Annotated in this window: 22 protein-coding genes; 17 read left to right on the top strand and 5 right to left on the bottom strand. The window is 32.6% G+C overall.

The window, feature by feature from the left end; translation table 11 throughout:
* Positions 1 to 22: 22 nt before the first annotated feature.
* The 5 genes from AACL19_RS05195 to map all read left to right on the top strand — a co-directional run bounded on the left by AACL19_RS05195 (position 23) and on the right by map (position 4,884).
* The gene (locus tag AACL19_RS05195) at positions 23 to 1,195 is read left to right on the top strand and encodes an NADH-quinone oxidoreductase subunit D (protein WP_339045442.1); all 1,173 of its coding nucleotides are present in this window, start codon (positions 23 to 25) and stop codon (positions 1,193 to 1,195) included.
* Positions 1,192 to 1,713, top strand: a complete 522-nt coding sequence (nuoE, locus tag AACL19_RS05200; RefSeq protein ID WP_410519848.1) for an NADH-quinone oxidoreductase subunit NuoE — start codon at positions 1,192 to 1,194, stop codon at positions 1,711 to 1,713. The genes AACL19_RS05195 and nuoE overlap by 4 nt, the downstream gene beginning before the upstream one ends.
* 53 nt (positions 1,714 to 1,766) lie before the next feature.
* Positions 1,767 to 2,789, top strand: coding sequence for an aspartate-semialdehyde dehydrogenase (locus tag AACL19_RS05205; protein ID WP_339045443.1), 1,023 nt, complete (start codon positions 1,767 to 1,769; stop codon positions 2,787 to 2,789).
* Positions 2,782 to 4,002 carry a multidrug effflux MFS transporter gene (locus AACL19_RS05210; protein ID WP_339045444.1) on the top strand — a complete coding sequence of 407 codons (1,221 nt, stop codon included), beginning with the start codon at positions 2,782 to 2,784 and terminating at the stop codon, positions 4,000 to 4,002. Before AACL19_RS05205 ends, AACL19_RS05210 begins: the two co-directional genes overlap by 8 nt.
* Positions 4,003 to 4,095: 93 nt before the next feature.
* Positions 4,096 to 4,884, top strand: a complete 789-nt coding sequence (map, locus tag AACL19_RS05215; RefSeq protein ID WP_339045445.1) for a type I methionyl aminopeptidase — start codon at positions 4,096 to 4,098, stop codon at positions 4,882 to 4,884.
* A gap of 450 nt (positions 4,885 to 5,334) precedes the next feature.
* Here the strand turns inward: map and AACL19_RS05220 are convergent, their stop codons facing one another.
* Entirely contained in the window at positions 5,335 to 5,487 is a 153-nt protein-coding gene (locus tag AACL19_RS05220) for a hypothetical protein (protein WP_339045446.1), read from the bottom strand.
* A 348-nt stretch (positions 5,488 to 5,835) separates the two neighbouring features.
* On the opposite strand from AACL19_RS05220, the gene AACL19_RS05225 reads away from it, so the two are divergent.
* Positions 5,836 to 6,960 carry a metallophosphoesterase gene (locus tag AACL19_RS05225; RefSeq protein WP_339045447.1) on the top strand — a complete coding sequence of 375 codons (1,125 nt, stop codon included), beginning with the start codon at positions 5,836 to 5,838 and terminating at the stop codon, positions 6,958 to 6,960.
* A 183-nt stretch (positions 6,961 to 7,143) separates the two neighbouring features.
* Here the strand turns inward: AACL19_RS05225 and AACL19_RS05230 are convergent, their stop codons facing one another.
* Both AACL19_RS05230 and rmuC read right to left on the bottom strand, forming a co-directional pair.
* The gene (locus tag AACL19_RS05230) at positions 7,144 to 7,698 is read right to left on the bottom strand and encodes a hypothetical protein (protein ID WP_339045448.1); all 555 of its coding nucleotides are present in this window, start codon (positions 7,696 to 7,698) and stop codon (positions 7,144 to 7,146) included.
* A gap of 50 nt (positions 7,699 to 7,748) precedes the next feature.
* Positions 7,749 to 9,038, bottom strand: coding sequence for a DNA recombination protein RmuC (rmuC, locus tag AACL19_RS05235; protein WP_410519849.1), 1,290 nt, complete (start codon positions 9,036 to 9,038; stop codon positions 7,749 to 7,751).
* A 225-nt stretch (positions 9,039 to 9,263) separates the two neighbouring features.
* Between rmuC and AACL19_RS05240 the strand changes: the two genes are divergently transcribed.
* The 6 genes from AACL19_RS05240 to AACL19_RS05260 all read left to right on the top strand — a co-directional run bounded on the left by AACL19_RS05240 (position 9,264) and on the right by AACL19_RS05260 (position 13,459).
* The gene (locus tag AACL19_RS05240) at positions 9,264 to 10,871 is read left to right on the top strand and encodes a hypothetical protein (protein WP_339045450.1); all 1,608 of its coding nucleotides are present in this window, start codon (positions 9,264 to 9,266) and stop codon (positions 10,869 to 10,871) included.
* 98 nt (positions 10,872 to 10,969) lie between these two features.
* Positions 10,970 to 11,596 (top strand): ribonuclease D, encoded by a 627-nt coding sequence (locus AACL19_RS05245; RefSeq protein ID WP_339045451.1) that lies wholly within the window; start codon positions 10,970 to 10,972, stop codon positions 11,594 to 11,596.
* Between the two features lie 96 nt (positions 11,597 to 11,692).
* Positions 11,693 to 12,850, top strand: a complete 1,158-nt coding sequence (gene dnaJ, locus AACL19_RS05250) for a molecular chaperone DnaJ (protein ID WP_339045452.1) — start codon at positions 11,693 to 11,695, stop codon at positions 12,848 to 12,850.
* A gap of 185 nt (positions 12,851 to 13,035) precedes the next feature.
* Positions 13,036 to 13,188: a hypothetical protein gene (locus AACL19_RS05255; protein ID WP_339045453.1), complete on the top strand. Its 153-nt coding sequence runs from the start codon at positions 13,036 to 13,038 to the stop codon at positions 13,186 to 13,188.
* Positions 13,178 to 13,288 (top strand): hypothetical protein, encoded by a 111-nt coding sequence (locus tag AACL19_RS07120; protein ID WP_410519850.1) that lies wholly within the window; start codon positions 13,178 to 13,180, stop codon positions 13,286 to 13,288. Before AACL19_RS05255 ends, AACL19_RS07120 begins: the two co-directional genes overlap by 11 nt.
* Before the next feature lie 36 nt (positions 13,289 to 13,324).
* Positions 13,325 to 13,459 (top strand): hypothetical protein, encoded by a 135-nt coding sequence (locus AACL19_RS05260; protein ID WP_339045454.1) that lies wholly within the window; start codon positions 13,325 to 13,327, stop codon positions 13,457 to 13,459.
* Positions 13,460 to 14,166: 707 nt separating this feature from the next.
* On the opposite strand, the gene rho is transcribed toward AACL19_RS05260, so the two are convergent.
* Together rho and AACL19_RS05270 are read right to left on the bottom strand one after the other, a co-directional pair.
* Positions 14,167 to 15,600: a transcription termination factor Rho gene (rho, locus tag AACL19_RS05265; RefSeq protein ID WP_339045455.1), complete on the bottom strand. Its 1,434-nt coding sequence runs from the start codon at positions 15,598 to 15,600 to the stop codon at positions 14,167 to 14,169.
* A 217-nt stretch (positions 15,601 to 15,817) separates the two neighbouring features.
* Positions 15,818 to 16,420, bottom strand: a complete 603-nt coding sequence (locus tag AACL19_RS05270; protein ID WP_339045457.1) for a cell cycle transcriptional regulator TrcR — start codon at positions 16,418 to 16,420, stop codon at positions 15,818 to 15,820.
* Positions 16,421 to 16,612: 192 nt separating this feature from the next.
* Here AACL19_RS05270 and AACL19_RS05275 point away from each other — a divergent pair, with 192 nt between their 5' ends.
* The 5 genes from AACL19_RS05275 to AACL19_RS05295 all read left to right on the top strand — a co-directional run bounded on the left by AACL19_RS05275 (position 16,613) and on the right by AACL19_RS05295 (position 21,476).
* Positions 16,613 to 17,767 carry a ribonuclease D gene (locus AACL19_RS05275; RefSeq protein ID WP_339045458.1) on the top strand — a complete coding sequence of 385 codons (1,155 nt, stop codon included), beginning with the start codon at positions 16,613 to 16,615 and terminating at the stop codon, positions 17,765 to 17,767.
* Positions 17,768 to 17,774: 7 nt separating this feature from the next.
* Complete coding sequence (locus AACL19_RS05280; RefSeq protein WP_410519851.1) at positions 17,775 to 19,280, top strand: NAD+ synthase; 1,506 nt, start codon at positions 17,775 to 17,777, stop codon at positions 19,278 to 19,280.
* 156 nt (positions 19,281 to 19,436) lie between these two features.
* Positions 19,437 to 20,120, top strand: coding sequence for a RadC family protein (gene radC / locus AACL19_RS05285; RefSeq protein WP_339045460.1), 684 nt, complete (start codon positions 19,437 to 19,439; stop codon positions 20,118 to 20,120).
* 62 nt (positions 20,121 to 20,182) lie between these two features.
* Positions 20,183 to 20,731 (top strand): peptide deformylase, encoded by a 549-nt coding sequence (gene def / locus AACL19_RS05290; protein ID WP_339045461.1) that lies wholly within the window; start codon positions 20,183 to 20,185, stop codon positions 20,729 to 20,731.
* A 4-nt stretch (positions 20,732 to 20,735) separates the two neighbouring features.
* Entirely contained in the window at positions 20,736 to 21,476 is a 741-nt protein-coding gene (locus AACL19_RS05295) for a uracil-DNA glycosylase (RefSeq protein ID WP_339045462.1), read from the top strand.
* The last annotated feature ends 43 nt before the right edge of the window (positions 21,477 to 21,519 follow it).

The following is a 21,519-nucleotide window of genomic DNA, read 5'->3' on the forward strand; positions in this document are numbered from 1 at the left end:
TATCTAACTATTGTACTTATGCATGCCAGATATTAAGTCCATGACTTTAAATTTTGGTCCTCAACATCCAGCAGCACATGGTGTTTTGCGCTTAGTGCTTGAGATGGATGGCGAGGTTATAGAAAGAGCTGACCCTCATATTGGGCTGCTGCATCGTGGTACAGAAAAGCTAATAGAATATAAAACCTACCTACAAGCATTGCCGTATTTTGATCGTTTAGACTACGTATCACCAATGTCACAAGAGCATGCTTATTCTTTGTGTGTTGAGAAACTGCTCAACTGTGAAGTTCCTTTGCGGGCTCAATATTTGCGAGTTCTTTTTTGTGAACTGACTAGAATATTAAACCATCTGCTAAGTATCTCTTCACAAGCATTAGATGTAGGAGCTATGACACCACTTCTTTGGTTGTTTGAAGAAAGAGAAAAAATATTGAATTTTTATGAAAGAGCATCAGGAGCTAGGTTTCATGCGGCCTACATACGTCCAGGTGGGGTTGCTGCTGATATTCCTGATGACTTAGTTGATGATGTGATGAAATTTATTGAGGAGTTTCCAAAATATATAGATGATGTTGATGATGTTTTAACTGAAAATAGAATCTGGAAACAACGTACAGTTGACATAGGAGTAGTTTCAGTAGAACAAGCTTTGAACTTAGGATTTAGCGGTCCGGTGCTACGTGCCTCTGGCTTGCCTTGGGATCTACGCAAGAGTCAACCATATGAAATATATGATCAGCTCGATTTTGATGTACCAGTGGGAGGTAATGGTGATTGCTACGATAGATATTTAGTTAGATTGGAGGAGATAAGACAGTCAGTGAAGTTAGTTAAACAATGTATAGAAAAATTACCTAAAGGCCCTGTAAAATCTGATGACCGCAAGATTTCTCCACCACCACGAGCTGAGATGAAAAAGTCAATGGAAGCTATGATTCATCATTTTAAGTTATACTCAGAAGGATATCATGTACCACAAGGAGAAACATATGCTGCTGTTGAGGCACCAAAAGGTGAATTTGGCGTATATATAGTTTCTGATGGAACAAATAAGCCATATAGATGTAGAATTAGAGCACCTGGGTTTGCACATCTGCAAGCCTTGGATTTTATGGCACGAGGACATATGTTAGCTGATGTTGTTGCAATTATAGGCTCTTTAGATATAGTTTTTGGTGAAGTAGATAGATGACAGAAAATAGAGCATTGAGAAAAGAGCAGCCCGATTTTAAATTTAACTCTCAAAATTTAAAAAAAGCAGAAAATACAATAAAAATGTATCCTGAATGTAAGCAAGCAAGTGCTGTGATGTCTTTATTATATCTTGCGCAAGATCAGTGTGGTGGCTGGATACCACAGTCAGCAATGACGTATATAGCTGATTTTCTAAAAATTCCCCATATTCAGGTGTATGAAGTAGCAAACTTTTATACTATGTATAATTTATCTCCAGTTGGTAAATACCTAATACAGGTATGTAGGACTACTCCATGCTGGCTTTGTGGTAGTGGTGATATTTTAAATACATGCAAGAGAGTTTTGGAAATTGATGTTGGTGAGACAACTGAAGATAATTTATTCACACTTAAAGAAGTAGAATGTTTAGGTGCTTGCACTGCTGCACCTGTAGTTCAAATAAATAACGACTATTATGAAAATCTCACTCCTGATAAAATGGAAGAGATAATAAAAGAGCTGAGTGATAACTAGTGACGGCACTATAGTCATATGCTACTATATAATTGATTAAGTAATTAAGATCTATGCAAAAAAAATATAAAATTGCTGTTGTTGGTGCAACTGGAAATGTTGGACGTGTTATTCTTACAGTTTTATTTGAAAGTAAAATTGCAATAAGTGAAATTGTTGCTTTAGCATCAAAGGAATCAGCAGGAAAAAAGTTAAGTTTTGGAGATGAAGTAATAGAGGCAAAGTGTCTTGAAGATTATGCCTTTAAAGGCACTGATATTGCGATATTTTCTGCAGGAGCAAGAATTTCAGAAAAATATGCACCTATTGCTGCAGAGGCTGGATGTATAGTCATAGACAACACGTCTTTTTTTAGGATGAACCCGGATGTGCCTTTAATTATACCAGAAATCAACCCAGAAGAGATTGTATTGTACAAAAAACGCAACATTATTGCTAATCCAAATTGTTCAACAATACAAATGCTACTAGTACTCAGCCCTTTGCATAAAGTAGCACAAATAAAAAGAGTTGTTGTTTCAACATATCAAGCAACTTCAGGTGCAGGTAAAGCAGCAATGGATGAGCTATATAACCAGACAAAAAAGATGTTTATCAATGAAACTGCTGAATCTCAAGAATTTACCAAGCAGATAGCATTTAATTGCATTCCTCACATAGATATCTTTATGGAAGATGGATCAACAAAGGAGGAGTGGAAAATGGCAACAGAGACAAAAAAAATACTTGGCGATGAAATAGAAGTAAGTGCAACTTGTGTCAGAGTGCCTGTTTTTACCGGTCATGCTGAGTCAGTGAATGTTGAGTTTAATCAGCCTATATCAGAAGAGCAAGCTTATGAAATACTAAGTAGCACAGAAGGAGTGCTAATTTATGATAGACGTGAAGATAAAGGATATATGACTCAATGTGAAGTACCGGGAGAGGATGCAGTTTATGTATCTCGCATGCGTGCAGATAAAACTGTTAAATACGGACTAAATATGTGGATAGTTGCCGATAACTTAAGAAAAGGTGCGGCTTTAAATGCAGTGCAAATAGCTGAGATTTTGGTAAAGCAATATTTATATGTATAATACAAAAAATATTATTTCTATTTTGGTTATTTTATCTATAACAATTGTTGATACATCTATTGACATATATGTTTCAGCTTTACCTAAAATAGCTGAATATTTTAAAGCTCAAGATAGCACTGTGCAACTTACCATTAGTCTGTATCTTGTTGGATTTGCTATATCAGGACTAATCTATGGGCCACTATCAGATTATTATGGTAGACGTAAGGTAATGTTAGTTGGTATGGCTATATTCGCCCTAGCTAGCGTTATATGTTCTTTAGCACAGAGTATAATATATTTGATATTAATACGTTTTATACAGGGGTTTGGTGCTGGAGTTGCAGGTGTTGTTGGTTACGCAGCGATAAAGGATATGTACTCCGGATATGAGTGCTCTCGGGTTATATCAAAGTTAAATATGATTGTAGCTCTTTCACCAGCAGTTGCACCGATAATTGGTAGTAATATAGTATCATACGGATATAGTTGGCGTTTCCTTTTTATAATTATATCAGTGTTATCAATTTTAATTTTTTTATTACTTTACTTAAAATTTAAAGAACCTATTAATAAGCTAAGATGCGAAACAGATCTTTTATGTAATATACTAAAACGATATATAGAAATTTTTAAATATTATAGATTCCTTGGTTTTATAATAATTAATTCTTTAACTTTTATGTGGGTTTGGGCCTACGTAGGCAATTTACCTTTCATACTTATTAAATCAATGAATATATCAACTAAGGGATATGGATATTTTATTGCTATCATAGTTACTTCATACGTAGTAGGTAGTGCTATCAATAGAAAATGTGTTGAAAAAGTTGGAATAAAAAATATGCTGCTTATAGGCTTACTATTACCTTTGATATCTGACTTATCTTTGTTTTTTTTATATTATCAAATTAATCTAACTGTTATAATTATGATGTCTTTTTGGATAGTAAGTAATATCGGTCTTGCACTTGTAATGAGTAATAATGCAACATCTGCGTTAAGTGAAATTCAAGAATACGGATTAGGTTCAGCATTGCTGACATTTATGCAAATGACCTTTGGTTCGATTGGTATGTCTATTATTGGGTACTTTAATAAGAATAACAGTAGTATTGTTCCAAATTTACTCCTGACAATTGCTTGCTCTATAGTTGCAATTGTAATATATCTCTTATTACATTTTAAACTAAAGCTTAATTTTTTAAAACATCTTAAGTTGAAAGTATAAGAGATTGAGAAATCAAATTTTACTATAATAAAATTATGGTTAATGTTAACTGAATAGTATAACATTTAGTTTATTAAATTAACTCGAAGTTTCATGAAAGGTGTTACTATTCATTCGCAAAAAGACTTTGAATATATGCGAAAAGCAGGTCAGCTTGCTGCTGAAGTACTTGATTTTATTACTGAGTATGTAAAACCAAATACAACAACTAATGAACTTAATGATTTATGCCATAATTTTATTATAAAATCTGGAGCAGTATCTGCTCCTTTAGGTTATAAGGGCTATCCAAAATCGATTTGTACTTCAAAAAATTCTGTTGTTTGCCACGGTATCCCAGATGATATTCCTCTTAAGGACGGAGATATTTTAAATATTGACGTTACCGTGATATTAGATGGATGGCATGGGGATACAAGCCGCATGTTTTGGGTTGGTGAGCCATCAATTAAAGCAAAACGTCTTTGTGATGCAACCTATGGAGCTTTAATGGCAGCAATAGAACAAGTCAAACCTGGTATCAATCTCAATGAAATTGGCTTGGCTATAGAGAAACATATCAATAAGTATGGTTACTCTATTGTGCGCAATTATTGTGGTCATGGTTTAGGAAAAGTTTTTCATGCTCCTCCTAGTGTATTGCATTATTATGATAAGGACGAACGCATGATATTGTCTGAAGGCATGTTCTTTACTATTGAACCCATGATTAATGCTGGAAAGCACAATACCATATTAAGCAAACATGATGGATGGACAGTAACAACACGTGATCTTTCGCTTTCTGCTCAATTTGAACATTCAATTGGTGTTACAGATAATGGAGTAGAAATCTTCACTTTATCATCTAAGAAGCTATACTACCCTCCTTACTCATTCTAATTTATTAAATACATCAAAAGTGGAATTGTTCTTATTTTAGATAATAATATTAATACTCAAGATTAAATTCTTACTAAATATGAATAATATCGTCAGAAATTGTATATTAGTACTACAGTATTTCCTAAATTGAATCTCTGTTGACCAATAAAAAGTTTTGAGCCAGCTTTTGATCGTATTCCAAAAATATGGTTCAAATCCGGGGAATATGGAGAAAGCAAATAGCAGCTTCTATTAACACTTTTGTTTTTTGTGAAAAGCAGCATGTATGGTAACTTAGGCAGCGAGGACATATAAAGTGATAATGCATTTTTTTGCAAGTTGAGGGTCTATAGCTCACACATGATAGATTGCTCCAAGTAAGGTTGTGTGATAAAAAGGTATATTAGGAAAAAGGGGAGTAAAAACCATATAGTGAAGATGTGAGAGATTGAAAATAGATTTATGATGTTAATCAAAGGGATCGTCATCTTGAGCATTAACGTCATCTCCTTCTTCCAACGCTTCTTTAAAAATCTTCGTAGGTTCTTTTATTCCTGTATTTTCTATAGGATCAACAACATCTATAGCGTCAAAGAGTTTTTGTGTTTGTGGGGATAACATATCTAATATCTATTTATTAAAAATAGTACTATTATATAGTATTTTTTAACTATAATCAATCTTAACATATTAAAAATATTATTAAAATGACAATCAAAAAGCTGTAGAATAATTTATTTTTCAGATTTTGGGTATTTTGTAACTATTACTTAATGCTACAAAATAAACCTTACTTGATTAATTTTACTTAAGATATAAAATATATAACTTCATGAGTTTTTTAATTTTTGTTTAAAATATAAAATGGGTAAATTAATCAATTATTTTTTTATATTGTTTGTTTTTCTTCTACCTTTTTATCTAGAAGCAAAAGTTATTTATTCATGGTCTCAGGTTATACTGGGTAACATGATAAGCATACGCGCTATTGTTAATGATGCAGATTGCCCTATGGCATGCGTTGATGGTGAAGAAATACCTATGAATGAACGTGCACCACCTGTGGAAAAGAAATTTACTGAGAAAGTTTGCGAATTGTCTTTACCCAGAGATACAGAAGAGATCATAATTGATGATCATCAAGTGCCTACTCTTTCAGCACAAATAAAGAAAATTGCATTTATTGGTGATACAGGATGTAGAGTGACTAATTTAGTTAAGCAAGCATGTGATTCCATAAAAGAATGGCCACTTACCTTAATTTTAAATTCTATCTCGGCTCATAATCCTGATTTAGTCGTCCATGTGGGTGACTATCATTACCGAGAGAAAACCTGTAAAAGTGGTCTAAAATGTAACCAAGCATATAACTATGGTAGTGGTGCATGGTATAGTGACTGGTTTGATCCAGCTAAGGATATCTCAGCACTTTCTCCATTTTTATTTGTACGTGGTAATCATGAAGGATGCTCAAGAGCTTATGAAGGATGGTTTAGGTATTTTGATCCCAATGATTTTTCATCGGCAAAGTGTCCAGACTATATTCCTAGTTGGATGTTTGATGCTGGACCAATACAACTTGATGTTTTTGATTCTTCCTACGGTAAAGATAGCGATTATAACGAAGAGCAAATAAAAACTTTCAATGAACAATTTGATTTTCTACTTCAGAATAATAACTTTAAGCCTGCATGGTTTTTAACTCACAGACCCTTGTGGAGTCATGCAAAAAAAAGTGCAATTTTTTATCATGATGGCAACATAGCACAAGTGAAAGCGTTTGGTAATAGATTTTCTGCAAATATTTCAGCAATTATTTCAGGTCATGTTCACATTGCGCAAATTATCTTCATGAAGGAAAAACCAACACAGGTTATGGTTGGGAATGGTGGTTCCTTGCTCTACTCACAAAATCAAAAACCTATTTTATATGGAGTTGATCTTGAAGGTGCAAAAGCTCAAGAGATAAGGACCTTACATGGCTTTGGTTTTGCTATACTTGACTTAGATGAATACAGGATATCTTTTTATGATGAAAATAATAATGAAACTTACTTTGCAAATCTAACAGAAGACTTTGATTTTAAGAGTTAAAATAGATTGAATAAACATTTATGTGCACTTATAACAAGTGCTGTTTTAGTTATTTTGAACCCTAATTTTTGCTTATATTGGTAATTATCTACTTTCTTTTATTGTTTTTAACTGACTTTTTAATCATGAGCCTTATTTTTATACCTATATAATCATGTTAATCTATATATTCTTAAATCTTGATTAACTTATGCTATACCCTTTATCTTCCTCTTGCTGTGGCATAATTGGTGCATGATCATAATCCTGCATTGGACTATACTGCATATGACTAAAATCGTTTACATCTCCTCCCAAAGTGTCAATAATATTATGATTAACATTTGGATAGTCATTCATAAAACTACGTGCATCATCATCAGAACCATAACCAGATTCACCGTCTGACCATTGCATTTGACTAGCTGTATCTTCTGCATCAAATCCTTCATCACCACTTTGTTCTAAAGGTTTTATTAGCACCGGAAAACCAAGAAGAGTTATATTAGGATTTCCCTGACTAAAAATTGATAACCACTGCTCTGGAAATATGGAGTTAAGGAATGATTGCATTACATTATCAACATTTCCTGTTATAGCTGCAGAATAATCGTAAAGCCCACTTTTTAAAAACCATGCAAAACTACTATCAAACCCAAAGCCACTTCCTGGACCTTCACTAGATGCGTCCTGATGATGACGCATTGATTGCAAAGCTGCTATATTCTGTCCCTGCATTGCATGATCAAACTCAGACATGTTTTCACCATATGATTATGTACTTAATATAGCATATGAGGCTAAAAAAATCAAATATTTTCCTTTTGTAATTCAGAAGAATAGAGGTTACGTGGTAGGTTATCCAACTCTTCTGCTGATTTGATGCTTTTTTCTTTATAAGATATTCCAAGTTTGTTAAATTCACGAGCAGCAGGAAAGACTCGTCCTTCGAGTGAACCTACAGTTTTATTATAATTATCAACAGTGCTTTTTAAACTTTTGCGCAAATGATCAAAATTTTCGCTCATGGTACATAAACGTTCATATAGTGTATGGCCCAGTTCACTAATCTTTTTTGCATTCTCAGCAATAACCTCTTGCTTCCAACCATAAGCTACAGCTCTAAGCAGAGCAATAAGCGTAATTGGTGTTGCAATTAGAACTTTTTTCTCAACTCCCATCTCTATCAGTGATGGTTCATATTCTAAAGCAGCGCTAAAGACTCCTTCTCCTGTTAAAAACAGGACAACAAACTCTGGAGTGTTCTCAAACTGGTTCCAATATTCTTTTTTACTTAGATCAAATAAGTGCTTCTTTACTGATTGAGCGTGATCTTTTAACTTATTTTTTTGCGCTTCAAACTCATTCTGTTTTACTGCATCGAGGTAAAAATCCAGCGGCACTTTAGCATCCACTATTATTTTCCTGCCAGATGGCATGTTTATTATTAGGTCAGGACGTAATAAATTATCATCTTTACCAGCAACTGAATGCTGAGTTAAAAAATCACAATATTCAACCATACCTGCCATTTCTACTACTCTTTTTAATTGCATTTCTCCCCACCTGCCTCTAACATGCGGTTTTTTAAGAGCATTGGCTAAATTTGATGTCTGTTGCATCAAAGCTGATACTTGTTCCTTCAATCCCTCATAAGCCCCAGCTCTTACTTTTTCCAACTCTTTGATTTCGCTATCAAATTTTTCTAGCTTTTCCTTTATAGGAATAACTATATCATTAATTTTTGCTTGCCTTTTATCTAAATCATTTTCTGTTTCTTTTAATCTACTATCGATTACTTCCTTTGCTAGGCTTAAAAAAGTATTATTATTTATTTGCAGAGCTTCAGATGATAACGCTTTAAAAGAGTTTGTCAGCCTTTCTTCTGCTTTTTTAAGCAATTCTATTTCCCTTTCTTTTTCACTACGCTCTTTATTTAAAGTTACTTCTAATTCCGTCTTTATGATAATGAGCTTAGATATTTCCTCTTCTTTGTTTAGTAATTTCTGTTTTAATTCGAGTAGTTCTTCTTCTATTTTTGTCATCAGTATTATCTTGCCTTCAAGATGGGCATTTTTTACTTTCTCAATATTCAGCATTTTGTTCTTTATAAGATAGATTAAAATGAGCCCAGCTAAGGACAGGATGTTTGTAAGAGACAGTATAATTGTGAGCATAAACTTAACGACAAAAGATTATACTTAATAACAACTTTTTTGTGTAACTACCAGTAAGTCTAATTTTAATTTGATTAATATATTAAAGATATTATACAAAATAATATTATCTGTTACACTATAAAAGTGATTATTAAAATAACAATTATGCAAGGAAAAGGGGCTTTAATAGGAGTTAATGTTACTACTGGTTTATTTTCTACAATACTACTAGCTAAGTTAATTGTGGACTTAGTTAATAAAAAGAAAAAAGTAGAGGAAATATATTTAGAACTAGTTTGTACAATAGGTATATTTCTGCTTTGTTTAGTAGCTACTGTGCTTCTTATAAAAGGAAAGAAAGAACGTAAGAAGATAGAGCGTTCTGATTCTAGTCTCAGTTTAGATAATTCTGATGAAGAAGTGGAGAAGATAGAAGAAAGACAGCCATTATTAAAACGTAGTGCTTCCTGTCCAGGACAACTAAATAATAAAACAACATCAGCAGAAGAAGTTAGAGATGCAGCAAAAAGAATAGAAAACACAATGGTTAAAGGGGACACAAGTAAAACTGATAACTACTATAATCTTACTGATCAACAGACAACTATAAAACATTTTGGTCGAGATGAAAGTATTATAGCAGTTACTTTTCCTGAAAGTTACTCAATTAAAAAATTGAGGAAGATAGACGCTGATAAAGAAGAAACAATACAAAATACAAAGAATAGTATTATAGATGATGGTGATAAATATAAGCCAGTAGATTTTAGGGTAAATAAGATTAAAACAACCAATGATAAAGGTAAGAAGGGGGATTCTTATCAATTTACTTTTAAATTTCAAAGCGTGCAAAAAGATGATGTGTTTATTGAGGTAAATTGTAGCACATTAAACGTCTATAGTGGATGGCAGGAAAATAAGCAAAAACCAGTTACTCAATACTTTAAAGACTTAAAAGCCAATGATGATTTTTTAATTTTTTTAGATGTAAATGAAATATTTACTGGACTCTTAGGAAAAGTACTTACATTTGCTCAAAAGGTTTTTCCAGCTAATGATCAAGGGTTATCTCCTGTTACAGGACAAGATGCGTATAAACACTTTGAGTTAAAGCTATTACAAGAGAAATCATCTTACTATATTGATGCCAAAGGAAAAGGGATATTGCGTTTATTGAATAAAAAATTCCCTATAAAAGATATATTAGTCAATGATCAGCTTATACACAAAGAACAAAAGGTTAAGCAGGGATATCAAAATAATGTGGATCAAGATATACAAGTAGATGGACCTACTGATCAGAACGTTACTACTAGTAAAGAAATTTCTAATATACCTCAATCTCAAAACAAAGAAGATGAAACTAATCTTCAGAATGTTAATCCAGTTTCACCTAGCTCATCAACTAGTAATGATATAGGAAGTGATAGAACTTCTATTAGTGATATTGCAACTACAGAATCAAAAGAGAAAAGTGCTCAAAAGCAATCGGTTAGCAGATCAAGCAGTAGAAGCTTTTCGGGATCAAAAGAATCAGTAGATAGTGCTGGTAAGCCAAAGAAGAAATTTTCATTAAAATCAGGTTTAAAAAGCCTCAGGCAAGGGGTGAGTGAGGCGGGTGAAAAAATAGGAAGTAAACTTGAAAAAGTGAAAAACAAATTAAAGAAAGATAAAAATATAAAAAGTAACGAGGTGTCGCCTTCATCATCTATTGACATTCCGAAAACAGAAAGTGTAGATGGTATAAATAATCAAGGTTTTGTTAAAGAATAGTTATGGTGGTTTGCATTGAAAGAATATTTTTAAGTTTTAGTATCTTTACTTTGATACAGTTTAATTATACAATGTTAGTTAATATTACTTAAAAATGAATGACGAGAATATCAGTATACAATGATGATTTACCAGGTGATGTTCTTTTTAAAGAATCTGTAGCTATTGACACGGAAGCTATGGGACTGATCAATCATCGAGATAGGCTATGTGTTGTGCAACTTTGTGACAAGAAAGGCAATGTACATTTAGTAAAGTTTAAGGATGACTATAGCGCTCCTAATTTAAAGAGATTACTAGAAGATCAAAATATAGTAAAAATATTTCACTTTGCACGTTTTGACATAGCAATACTTAGGTATTATTTAAAAGTTTGGTCTTTTCCATGTTATTGCACTAAGATTGCCTCGCGTTTAGTGCGCACATATACGGATAATCATGGGCTCAAAGAACTATGTAATGAATTACTCGGTATCAGGCTGAATAAACAACAGCAATCTTCTGACTGGGGAAAAGATGAATTAACAGAAGATCAATTAAATTATGCTGCCAATGATGTGTTGTATCTTCATAGGATAAAAGATAAATTGGACGAAATGTTAAGACGTGAAAGTAGAGAAAAACTTGCATTTGGTTGTTTTGAGTTTCTTAAAACTCGTGTTGAACTAGATCTTTTTGGATGGGAAAATATTGATATTTTTAGCCACCAAACAAAAACACTATAAAAAGGCTTTAAGTCTATAATCAATGAGGAACTTGAGCTACTTGAAATTTTAGAATTAGTGTATAACTTTTAGTTATTGTGCACATACAGGTTTAAGATGAGTAAAAAAGACTATTATGAGTTATTAGGTGTTAGCAGGAGTGCTTCAGAAGATGAAATAAAGAAGGCATATCGTAAGATGGCTATGAAATATCATCCTGATAGAAATCCAGATGATAAAACTGCAGAAGAAAAGTTTAAAGAGATAAGCCAAGCGTATGAGGTTTTATCTAAGAAAGAAAAAAGAGCAGATTATGATCAATACGGTCACGATGCATTTAGTGGTGGAGGAAATGGAGGATTTGGCTTTAATCAAGGGTTTAGCTCAGCAGCTGATTTTACTGACATTTTCAATGATATATTTGGTGGCAGTTTCGGTGTCGGGCAGGGAAAGCGTGGTGCAAGAGCACGCACAAGCGGTGTTCGCGGCTCAGATTTGCGTTATGATCTTGAAATAACATTAGAAGAAGCCTTTAGAGGAATTAACAAACCTATACACTATCCAACAAACGTTAAATGCAAAAGTTGTAACGGTAGCGGCAGTGAAGGAGCAACAAAACCAGTGCAATGCAATACATGTGGTGGTGTTGGTCGGGTGAGGTCTCAACAGGGCTTTTTTACAATTGAAAAAACTTGCCATGTATGTAATGGTGAAGGCGAATTAATCCAAAACAAATGTAAAAAATGTGGTGGACATGGGCGGACGAGAGAAGAAGTTAATATTTCAGTGACAATACCAAAAGGTGTGGAAGCTGGTTATAGCATTAGAGTAAATGGCAAAGGTGAAGCTGGTGTTAGGGGAGGAGGAAATGGTGATTTATATGTTTATATTAGTATAGCCCCTAACAAGTTCTTTACAAGAAAAGGTGCTGATATATACTGTAAAGTTCCTGTGAGAATGACTCTTGCAACTCTTGGTGGAGAGATCGAAGTTCCAACAATTAACGGAACATATGCAAAAGTAAAAGTGCCTGCTGGGGCCCAAACAGGGGATAAACTTCGTCTTAAAGAAAAGGGCATGCCTTATATAAATTCAACTAATAGAACTGGGGATATGTATATTCAAGTGACTGTAGAGACACCAGTAAATTTGACAGACAAGCAAAAAGAGCTACTGGCAAAATTTGAGCATGAATGTAATAATAATTCTAGCCCACAATGTGAGGGTTTCTTCAAAAAAATAAAAAGCTTCTGGAGTGATATTCACTCAAATTAGGAGTCAAATAATTCAAAAGGAAGTTATTTTATCTCAGCAACAAACTATGTCAACTGAATTTTTAGCGCAGCTCAATTTTCTGGGAAGAAGCTGGGGAATAATTAATGTCTAATTTGATACAACATTTGCCTTCTTTATAGCACATTGTTTATACAAGGCATTTATACTAGGCAGTGTCCCTAAAGTTGAATAAAAGAAGAAAAGCAATTAAGCTAAAAGAAAAAATGAATAGATTTGTGATTATAGAAGAGATGTGGAAAAAGTTAGCAATTTTATTGCCAAAACCAAGAGGTAGACATGGTAAGAATAACAGATTATTTTTAGAATTTGGATTTTAAGCACACATGGAGAGACTTACCATATTCATATGGCAATTGGAAAAGTGTTTATAATCGGTATTATAATTGGGCTAAAAAGGCCATTTTGAAAAGATTCTAGAAGTTTTTAAAAAAAGATGGAGATTACGAATGGAATATGATAGATGCCACTATAGCAAGGGTTCATCAGAATAGTAGTGGTGGGAAAGGAGGAAAAGAAGTTCATAGAATTGGTAGAAGTAGAGGTGATGTGACTACTAAAATTCATGTAAAAGTTGATGCATTTGATTAAAAATTGAAGTCTCCAGTGGCAACAGACATGAAATTAAGTTTAATTAATTGATAGTGAAATATGTGAATATTTAATTGCAGATTCAGGATATGACAGTTTAGAGAAATACTTAAAAATTTAGGAATCATTGCAGTTATACCGAACAGAAAAAATAGAAAACATCTATATGAATGCGATTTTACAAAGAAAGAAATATTGTAGATTCAATAAAATGAAACAATTCAGAGAACAAGATATTGTAAAACTATTCTAATGTTTATTTAACTCTAGTAGCTATTTTTCATTAGTTTAGGGACACTGCCTAGTTTGAGTTATTACTAAACGTTGAGATTGGCCTTCCAATTTAGACGTATGAGTAAGAACATTCTCTTTTGCTTCAAAAATTAATATCTCTTTTAATATATTATCCAATTCTAGATTGGCTACTTAATTCCTTTCAAGACATGCTCTAAGTAAGTAAACAAATTTTTGGCCTTCTGCTGTTGATTTTTTTTAAATTTAGAAAAGCTTATCCGGGTTAGTTATATAATGAAATAAAGATCAAGAGTCTAAAACAGATTAAAGCAGTGCAACTAAGTTTAGAGTGCTATAAAAAGACAGTGATTAAATTAATTAGCTGCATCAACGTAACTATATTGAGAATGGTATTTAAAAAGTTTCAAAAAAGCTTTTATTTGAGAGTATAAATATCTATCTATTACTTAATTCTACTTTATTTTATCAATTCCATCCATTGAGTCAATAAAGCTAGCATTGTCCTTGGTCATCATAAGTTTATTATGTAAAAATTCCATTGCATCTACAGAGCCCATAGGGGCAAGCACCCTACGTAATATCCAAGTTCTAGCAAGCACATTTTGCTCAACTAAAAGTTCTTCCTTCCTTGTTCCAGATTTTGTTATGTCAATCGCTGGAAATATACGTTTATCTGCAAGTCTACGATCAAGTACTATTTCAGCGTTACCTGTTCCCTTAAATTCTTCAAAAATTACTTCATCCATTTTTGAACCTGTTTCTATTAAAGCTGTTGCTATTATAGTTAATGATCCGCCACTTTCTATATTACGTGCAGCGCCAAAGAAACGCTTTGGCCTTTGCAATGCATTTGAATCTACCCCTCCAGTCAAAACTTTTCCTGAAGATGGAACAACAGCATTATATGCACGTGCAAAGCGAGTTATTGAATCAAGAAGAATAACTACATCTTTTCCATGCTCAACTCTTCTTTTTGCTTTTTCTATTACTATTTCAGCCAATTGAACATGCCTATAAGCAGGCTCATCGAATGTAGAACTTATTACTTCACCCTTAACAGAACGTACCATATCCGTAACTTCTTCTGGCCTTTCCCCTATTAGTAAAACCATCAGCTCTATTTCTGGATGGTTTGTTGAAATAGAACGAGCCATTTGCTGTAGTAATACAGTCTTACCAGTACGAGGTGGAGCGACTATTAATGCCCTTTGTCCCTTACCTAAAGGAGATACTATATCTACAGCACGAACGCCAACACTTCTTCTATCACTGCTATTTTTACACTCAAGTATTATTTTTTCATCTGGATATATAGGTACTAAATCATCAAAATGTGCACATCTTTTCGTATCCTTCACTTTAATAGAATTAACTTCTGGTGCGTTATCAAACATTGTAAAATAACGCTCTTTGTTTCCAGGAGGCTTTATTTTGCCACTTACTACATCCCCTGTGCGTAAATTGAATTTACTTATTTGCTTATTAGAAACGTAAATATCATCGGTACTTGCAGCATAATGAGCCTTTGCTGAGCGTAAAAAGCCAAAACCACCGGGTAAGATTTCCACGACACCACTACCTAAAACAGTTTTTCCTTCATCAGCAGCCTTTTTTATAAGGTTAAATATTATATCTTGCTTCAACACACTACCATTATAGAAGATTTTTTCCTTTTCTGCTAATTCTAGTAGCTCCTCTACTGTTTTGTTTTTTAGATCGTTTAAGTCTATTATATTCTCGGTGTTTTTATTTGTATCAAAAAACTCAGCTTCATCATATCCATTGCTATCAATTAAGCTACTATTTTTGTTAATAACCCTACTTGATTTTTCTCTATTTTCTTTTTGAACTAGAGCGTTGTTTTCATCTTTAATTACTTCTGACATGTTTATTATTTACCTATGATATGTTAACCAAAAAACTAAGAAAATTTAATTTGTAAAACGGGAATAATTTTTATTAAGTAAGTTTAATTTATATAAAATTACAAAACAACCTAATTATAAGGCTAAGTAAATGACTTGCTCATGTCAATTAATTTTTGTAAAATTAATTTGCAGTAAACTACACTAATTTGTCTAGATATTTTTATGTTTTTTCTTTTTACTCCATTTCAGTTATTTTAACATCTTGTTCTATATAATCCAGTTGATCTTGGGTACACAAACGTAATAATACAGGATCACGTGGTTTTAAACTATCTATTTTCCAGTGAGTTTTATTTCGAATTGAAATAATAGTACTTTCAGTTGTTTTGATTAATTTTGTTATTTGTTTATCACTTATCTTTGGATAGTGTTTTATTAGCCAGAGAATTGCATCTGGTTTATCTGAACTTTTCTTAATTCTGTTTGAGCTTTTTTTAGCTGATGTATAATAAGACTTTGATTTGCTTATATAATCGTGCAAGACACTACTTAACTGTGGTGTTCTAGACGGATCACTTTCACAGTTTTTGATTTCCTCTTCCGTAATTTGACCTATTTCAATAGGATTACATCCTTGAATGTCTACATCATCTTCTTTATCTGCTATTAGCTTGATTTCTAAGTAATGCAGGCCACAAAACGCTGCGACTTGAGGAAAAGTCAATGAAGTATTATCTATAAGCCATGTTGCAACTGCTCTTGGCATAATAGACCTATCGTTAGAAAAATTTTTTTTATTTTTCTTCTTTGAAGAAAGATTATGAGTAATCTCTATCATCATTCAATCCTGTTTTAATACTTTATTTACAATAGTAAATTGTAAACTGAAAGAATAAAAAAAACGTTAATATCTGCAATGACTACTTGACATTTTATTTATTGTCAAGTTAATAAATAGCAGACGCTTGGTATCAGTAAAATTCTTGAATGACTTTATAGTCTTAACTCAAATTTATAATTAAGTATAAAAATGTTGATTAATAGAACTACGGAATTAAGAATAATTTGTGAAAAATTAAAGGCAAGGCAACCGGAATTTATCGCAGTTGACACAGAATTTATCAAGGATAATAAATCTTATTATTTTAAACTATGTTTAATTCAAATTTCTTGTAGTGGTATAAGTTTTGTTGTTGATGTACTATCAAACGAACTTGATCTATTACCTCTTGCACAGTTGCTGCTGAATACGAAAATTATCAAGATGTTTCATGGTTGTAGACAAGATTTAGAAGTATTGTTTACAGTTTTTTCAGAAGCAATAAGTCCCATCTTTGATACCCAAATTGCTACAATGTTTTGTTATTATTATGAGAATTTTGTTGGTTATTCTAAATTGGTTGAGCAAATAAAAGGGGTAAGGCTTAATAAGAAAAAGCTAAAAAGCTCCAATTGGTTAAAACGTCCTCTTTCTGAAGAACAGATAGAGTATGCCTTAAATGATGTAACTCATTTGTATGATTTATATACTGTTCTTTATGATAAGTTAGTAGAGAATAACAGAATTCTGTGGTTTTTGGAAGAGATGCAAAAAGTAAGTGACGTCAATACATATGTTAATAATCCTCGGGAAGCTTGGAAAAGAGTAAAATTTGATACAAAATTACAAGCAGAGTCCATAACTGCAATAAAAGCAATTTGTCAATGGCGGGAAATATTAGCACGGCGTTATAATATAAATCGAGATCATATAGTTAATGGCACAAAAATAGCTTCTATTGCAGAAAAATGTCTTATGCACAACATGGTAATAAAAGACTGCATAGAAAAGTATGTAAAAGAAATTTTGACAGAAAGGGACTTTTTAGAATTTCCAAAAATACTGGAAGAGAATAAAGATGTAAGACACGACTTAAATAATAACTTTCTTTATTATAAGAAATCTACTTTAGATATCCTTTTAATGCTACTGTATGATAGATGTCAAGCACACCATATATCACAAAGGCTTGTTGCTTCAAAGAATGAGATAATAAAATCAATATGTAGGCAGGATAGCGATTTATCTCGAGGTTGGAGATATGAATTTTTTGGTAAATATGTAGACAATTTTGTAAATGGTAATTCTGAAATTGTAATTTCAACAAATAAAATAGACTGTAAAACGATTGATATACAATTATAGTACTTTTATGAATTTAGTGCTAATATCTCAACTCAATTATACAGCTAAAAATGTTCAGCATAACAATAGGAAGATTTTAGATGTATATAAAAAAAATGCTAATAATGCTGTAGAGTTGGTAATATTCTCTAGTTTTGCTATTTCTGGTTATTTAAGAAAACCTCCTGTTCCTATAAATGACTTTTTTAAAAAATGCAGTGAAGTATTAGAGGAGCTAGCACGATATACTCAAAGCTATAACGTACCTATAATCATAGGTAGTGCTACTAAAAAGCAGAATAAAATATTTAATTCAATATTTTTATTACAAAAGGAGAAAGTTTTATTATTAGCAGAGTCTGACCTAGAAAATAATAAAATTCATGAATTCACTTTTAATGAAGAAAAAATCAAACTTTGTATTTTTAACACTGATCTAGAAAATGATCTGATAGAAGAAGGGGGGGGTAGTAGTGATATTTTGTTGCTTATGGATAGCAGACCATATACAAAAGGCAAAAAAAGTTCTGTTGAAAAATTTTACCATGATAGCAAAAAAATTATATACGTAAATCAAGTAGGAGGAAACGGTGAATATGTTTTTAGCGGTGGGTCATTTATTGCATTTAAGAAAAGTGTTAACTTATTACGCAACTGGCAAGAAGAAAACAAATTGATCGATTTAAAGAAAACAGGTCAATTTTATGTAAGAGGCAATGAAAATTACATAGGAGATATTTATCAAGCATTAATGCTTAGTTTGCACGATTATGTTGTAAAAAACAACTTTGATAAAGTTATATTAGGTTTATCTGGGGGTATAGACTCTGCCTTAGTTGCAACAATTGCTTGTGATGCACTGGGCAGTGCAAAAGTACGTTCCTTTATGCTACCATCTGAGTACACTTCAGCAGAAAGTATTCAAGATGCACAAGAGTTTGCAAGCAGAGTTAATATATCACATAAAGTGCTTTCTATTAGTACTATTTTTGATTCAGTAAAAGAGGGTTTAAAAGAAATTTTTGTTGGCTATTGCTCTGATGTTGCTGAGGAGAATATACAAGCTAGAATTAGAGGTATGATTCTTATGGCAATCAGCAACAAATTTGGTAGTATGCTGCTTGCAACTGGTAATAAATCTGAAATGTCTGTAGGTTATGCTACAATTTACGGTGATATGTGTGGTGGCTTTGCTCCCATTAAAGATATATATAAAACTGAAGTTTATGAGCTAGCAAAGTGGCGTAATGATAACATTACTGAAAATAGTCTGTGTTATGAGGTTAATGTTATTCCTAAAAATATAATTGATAAACCGCCATCGGCGGAGCTGCGTCATAATCAAATAGATCAGAGTACATTACCAGATTATAATATTTTAGATTCTATACTGAAGATGCTACTTGATGAAAAAGAGACTTCTGAGTCCATCTTGAAGGAGGGTTATGATATTGGGACAGTCAATTACATCATAAAGTTAATAAAACAAGCAGAGTATAAAAGACTTCAATCCTCTCTTGGACCTAAACTTTAGCAACACTTAATATTCTTAAAGTATTAGAGAGAGAATGTAAATTTTAGTTAGAAAAATCTAAATATTGCAAAATTAGCATATTCTTTATTTTTTACTTGTAACATATAGCATTATTTAGTACTTAGTTAAATTAAGATATTAATAATTTAAAATTAAATGTTAAAAAATATTGATTACCAAAAAGGACATAGAAAGAGGTTAAGAAAAAAATGTATATTAGGTAAAGGTCAACCTTTGCTCGATTATGAGATCTTAGAATTAATATTGTATTCGGCCTATCAAAGGATTGACGTAAAACCAATAGCAAGAGAATTAATGAAGCGATTTGGTAGTTTTGCCGGTGTTTTTAATGCTGATATAGATGATTTGAAGAATGTTGAGATGGTAGGTGATTCAGCGGTAGCTGTTATTCTATGTGTCAAGGAGGCTTTAGCTAGAATACTTAAAGAAGACATGAAAGAGCTTCCTATAGTTAATAACTCACAAAAGTTAGTTAACTATTTAAAAGTTAGCATAGGGCAGGCAAGTAAGGAAAAATCTCGTATTATTTATATGAATAAAAAATGTGGTGTTATTGCTGATGACCTTCAAGATATTGGTACAGTAGACCAAACGCCATTATATGTTAGGGAAGTAATAAAGAGAGCATTAGCAATAAGTGCATCTTCAATTGTTTTATCTCACAATCATCCAAGTGGTGATGGGCATCCATCAAGTGGAGATATAGCAATTACAAAACAATTAAATTATGCTTGCCAGAGTATGGATATAACTTTAATTGATCATATAATAATTACTGCACGGGATTATTTTAGTTTTAAAGAAAAAGGGCTGCTTTAACTATACTAATTTATTGACTGCTGATGATATCTCTTTCAGAATAAGTTGAAGTGGAGAGAAAAATGTCTATATTGCCTATCATTATTGCTCCTGATGATAGACTACATCTTTGTTCTGAAGAAGTAATGGAAGTTAATGATGAAATTAAGCAGTTGGTTGATGACATGTTTGAGACCATGTATCATGAAGGTGGCCTCGGCTTAGCTGCAGTGCAAGTTGGAGTGCATAAGCGAGTCTTCATTGCTGATGTGCCCGAAGAGTATGGTAACTTGGAAAATGGAGTGGATGGTTATAGCTCAACAGGTGGACCTTTTTGCATTATTAATCCACAAATTATTGAATTTTCTGATGAATCCATCTTATTAAATGAAGGGTGTTTATCTGTTCCTGAGCAAAGAAATGAAATTAACCGCCCTAAATATTTAACTTTAAAGTATCTTGATTATTATGGTAATGAGCAAATAGTAAAAGCTCAAGGGTGGCTTGCAAGATGCTTTCAACATGAAATTGACCATTTAAATGGTATTTTATACTTTAAGTATTTATCAAAAATAAAGTATGATATGGCAGTAAAGAAAGCTCAAAAGATTAAAAAGCATTATAAAGAATAGCGGTATGGATGGTAAGGACTTAGAGTTATTAAAATTTTACCGAGACTTGGGTGTTGATTATGTTCTAGAGGATGATAAGCAGATAAAAGGGAAGGAGAAAGTTATGGAACATGAGTATATGCTACCAAGTGACTGGGTAGTAGAGGCAAAAAAAATAGCAGGTAGATGTGCCAATGTTAAAGAGCTTAAAAAAGTAGTAGAATCGTTTGATGGTTGTGAAGTAAAAGTCATGGCAACCAATACTGTCTTTGCAGATGGTAACCCACAGGCAAAAATCATGCTTATAGGAGAAGCACCAGGCATGAATGAAGACTTAAAAGGCATACCTTTCTGCGGCGCTAGTGGTGATTTGCTTGATAAAATGTTAGCTGCAATTGAGCTTGACCGTACCAAAGTTTACATAAGTAATACTATGTTTTGGCGTCCTCCTGGTAACCGTCGGCCAACAGATTTAGAGCTTGAAATGTGCAGACCGTTTGTTGAGAAGCATATTGCACTTGTATTACCTAAAATACTAGTTTTGGTTGGCGGTACGGCAACCTATAGCTTGCTCAATCAAACTAAGAGTATATCAAGGCTTAGAGGGCAGTTTCACACATATACTAATCAATACTTGGATACGGAGATTACAACAATGGTAATATTTCACCCAGCGTATCTTTTGCGTCAACCTATGCAAAAACGCCTAGCATGGCAAGATCTAAAACAAATTAAGGAATACATTGATAGTAACATAACTCTCTAGATTCTCTAAACGAGTGAAATATATTTACATATACTAATGTAGT

The organism is Candidatus Mesenet endosymbiont of Agriotes lineatus (assembly GCF_964019585.1).
Classification (GTDB): domain Bacteria; phylum Pseudomonadota; class Alphaproteobacteria; order Rickettsiales; family Anaplasmataceae; genus Mesenet.

What these genes read in the sequence shown, in the direction of transcription:
- def (WP_339045461.1), top strand. Translation starts at nt 20,183, where the DNA reads ATGTCTATATTGCCTATCATTATTGCTCCTGATGATAGACTACATCTT.
- map (WP_339045445.1), top strand. Translation starts at nt 4,096, where the DNA reads ATGAAAGGTGTTACTATTCATTCGCAAAAAGACTTTGAATATATGCGA.
- AACL19_RS05270 (WP_339045457.1), bottom strand. Translation starts at nt 16,420, where the DNA reads ATGATAGAGATTACTCATAATCTTTCTTCAAAGAAGAAAAATAAAAAA.
- AACL19_RS05245 (WP_339045451.1), top strand. Translation starts at nt 10,970, where the DNA reads ATGACGAGAATATCAGTATACAATGATGATTTACCAGGTGATGTTCTT.
- AACL19_RS05225 (WP_339045447.1), top strand. Translation starts at nt 5,836, where the DNA reads ATGATAAGCATACGCGCTATTGTTAATGATGCAGATTGCCCTATGGCA.
- radC (WP_339045460.1), top strand. Translation starts at nt 19,437, where the DNA reads ATGTTAAAAAATATTGATTACCAAAAAGGACATAGAAAGAGGTTAAGA.
- AACL19_RS05260 (WP_339045454.1), top strand. Translation starts at nt 13,325, where the DNA reads ATGATAGATGCCACTATAGCAAGGGTTCATCAGAATAGTAGTGGTGGG.
- dnaJ (WP_339045452.1), top strand. Translation starts at nt 11,693, where the DNA reads ATGAGTAAAAAAGACTATTATGAGTTATTAGGTGTTAGCAGGAGTGCT.
- AACL19_RS05230 (WP_339045448.1), bottom strand. Translation starts at nt 7,698, where the DNA reads ATGTCTGAGTTTGATCATGCAATGCAGGGACAGAATATAGCAGCTTTG.
- AACL19_RS05240 (WP_339045450.1), top strand. Translation starts at nt 9,264, where the DNA reads ATGCAAGGAAAAGGGGCTTTAATAGGAGTTAATGTTACTACTGGTTTA.
- AACL19_RS05280 (WP_410519851.1), top strand. Translation starts at nt 17,775, where the DNA reads ATGAATTTAGTGCTAATATCTCAACTCAATTATACAGCTAAAAATGTT.
- AACL19_RS05195 (WP_339045442.1), top strand. Translation starts at nt 23, where the DNA reads ATGCCAGATATTAAGTCCATGACTTTAAATTTTGGTCCTCAACATCCA.
- AACL19_RS05220 (WP_339045446.1), bottom strand. Translation starts at nt 5,487, where the DNA reads ATGTTATCCCCACAAACACAAAAACTCTTTGACGCTATAGATGTTGTT.
- rho (WP_339045455.1), bottom strand. Translation starts at nt 15,600, where the DNA reads ATGTCAGAAGTAATTAAAGATGAAAACAACGCTCTAGTTCAAAAAGAA.
- AACL19_RS05275 (WP_339045458.1), top strand. Translation starts at nt 16,613, where the DNA reads ATGTTGATTAATAGAACTACGGAATTAAGAATAATTTGTGAAAAATTA.
- nuoE (WP_410519848.1), top strand. Translation starts at nt 1,192, where the DNA reads ATGACAGAAAATAGAGCATTGAGAAAAGAGCAGCCCGATTTTAAATTT.
- AACL19_RS05205 (WP_339045443.1), top strand. Translation starts at nt 1,767, where the DNA reads ATGCAAAAAAAATATAAAATTGCTGTTGTTGGTGCAACTGGAAATGTT.
- rmuC (WP_410519849.1), bottom strand. Translation starts at nt 9,038, where the DNA reads ATGCTGAATATTGAGAAAGTAAAAAATGCCCATCTTGAAGGCAAGATA.
- AACL19_RS05295 (WP_339045462.1), top strand. Translation starts at nt 20,736, where the DNA reads ATGGATGGTAAGGACTTAGAGTTATTAAAATTTTACCGAGACTTGGGT.
- AACL19_RS05210 (WP_339045444.1), top strand. Translation starts at nt 2,782, where the DNA reads ATGTATAATACAAAAAATATTATTTCTATTTTGGTTATTTTATCTATA.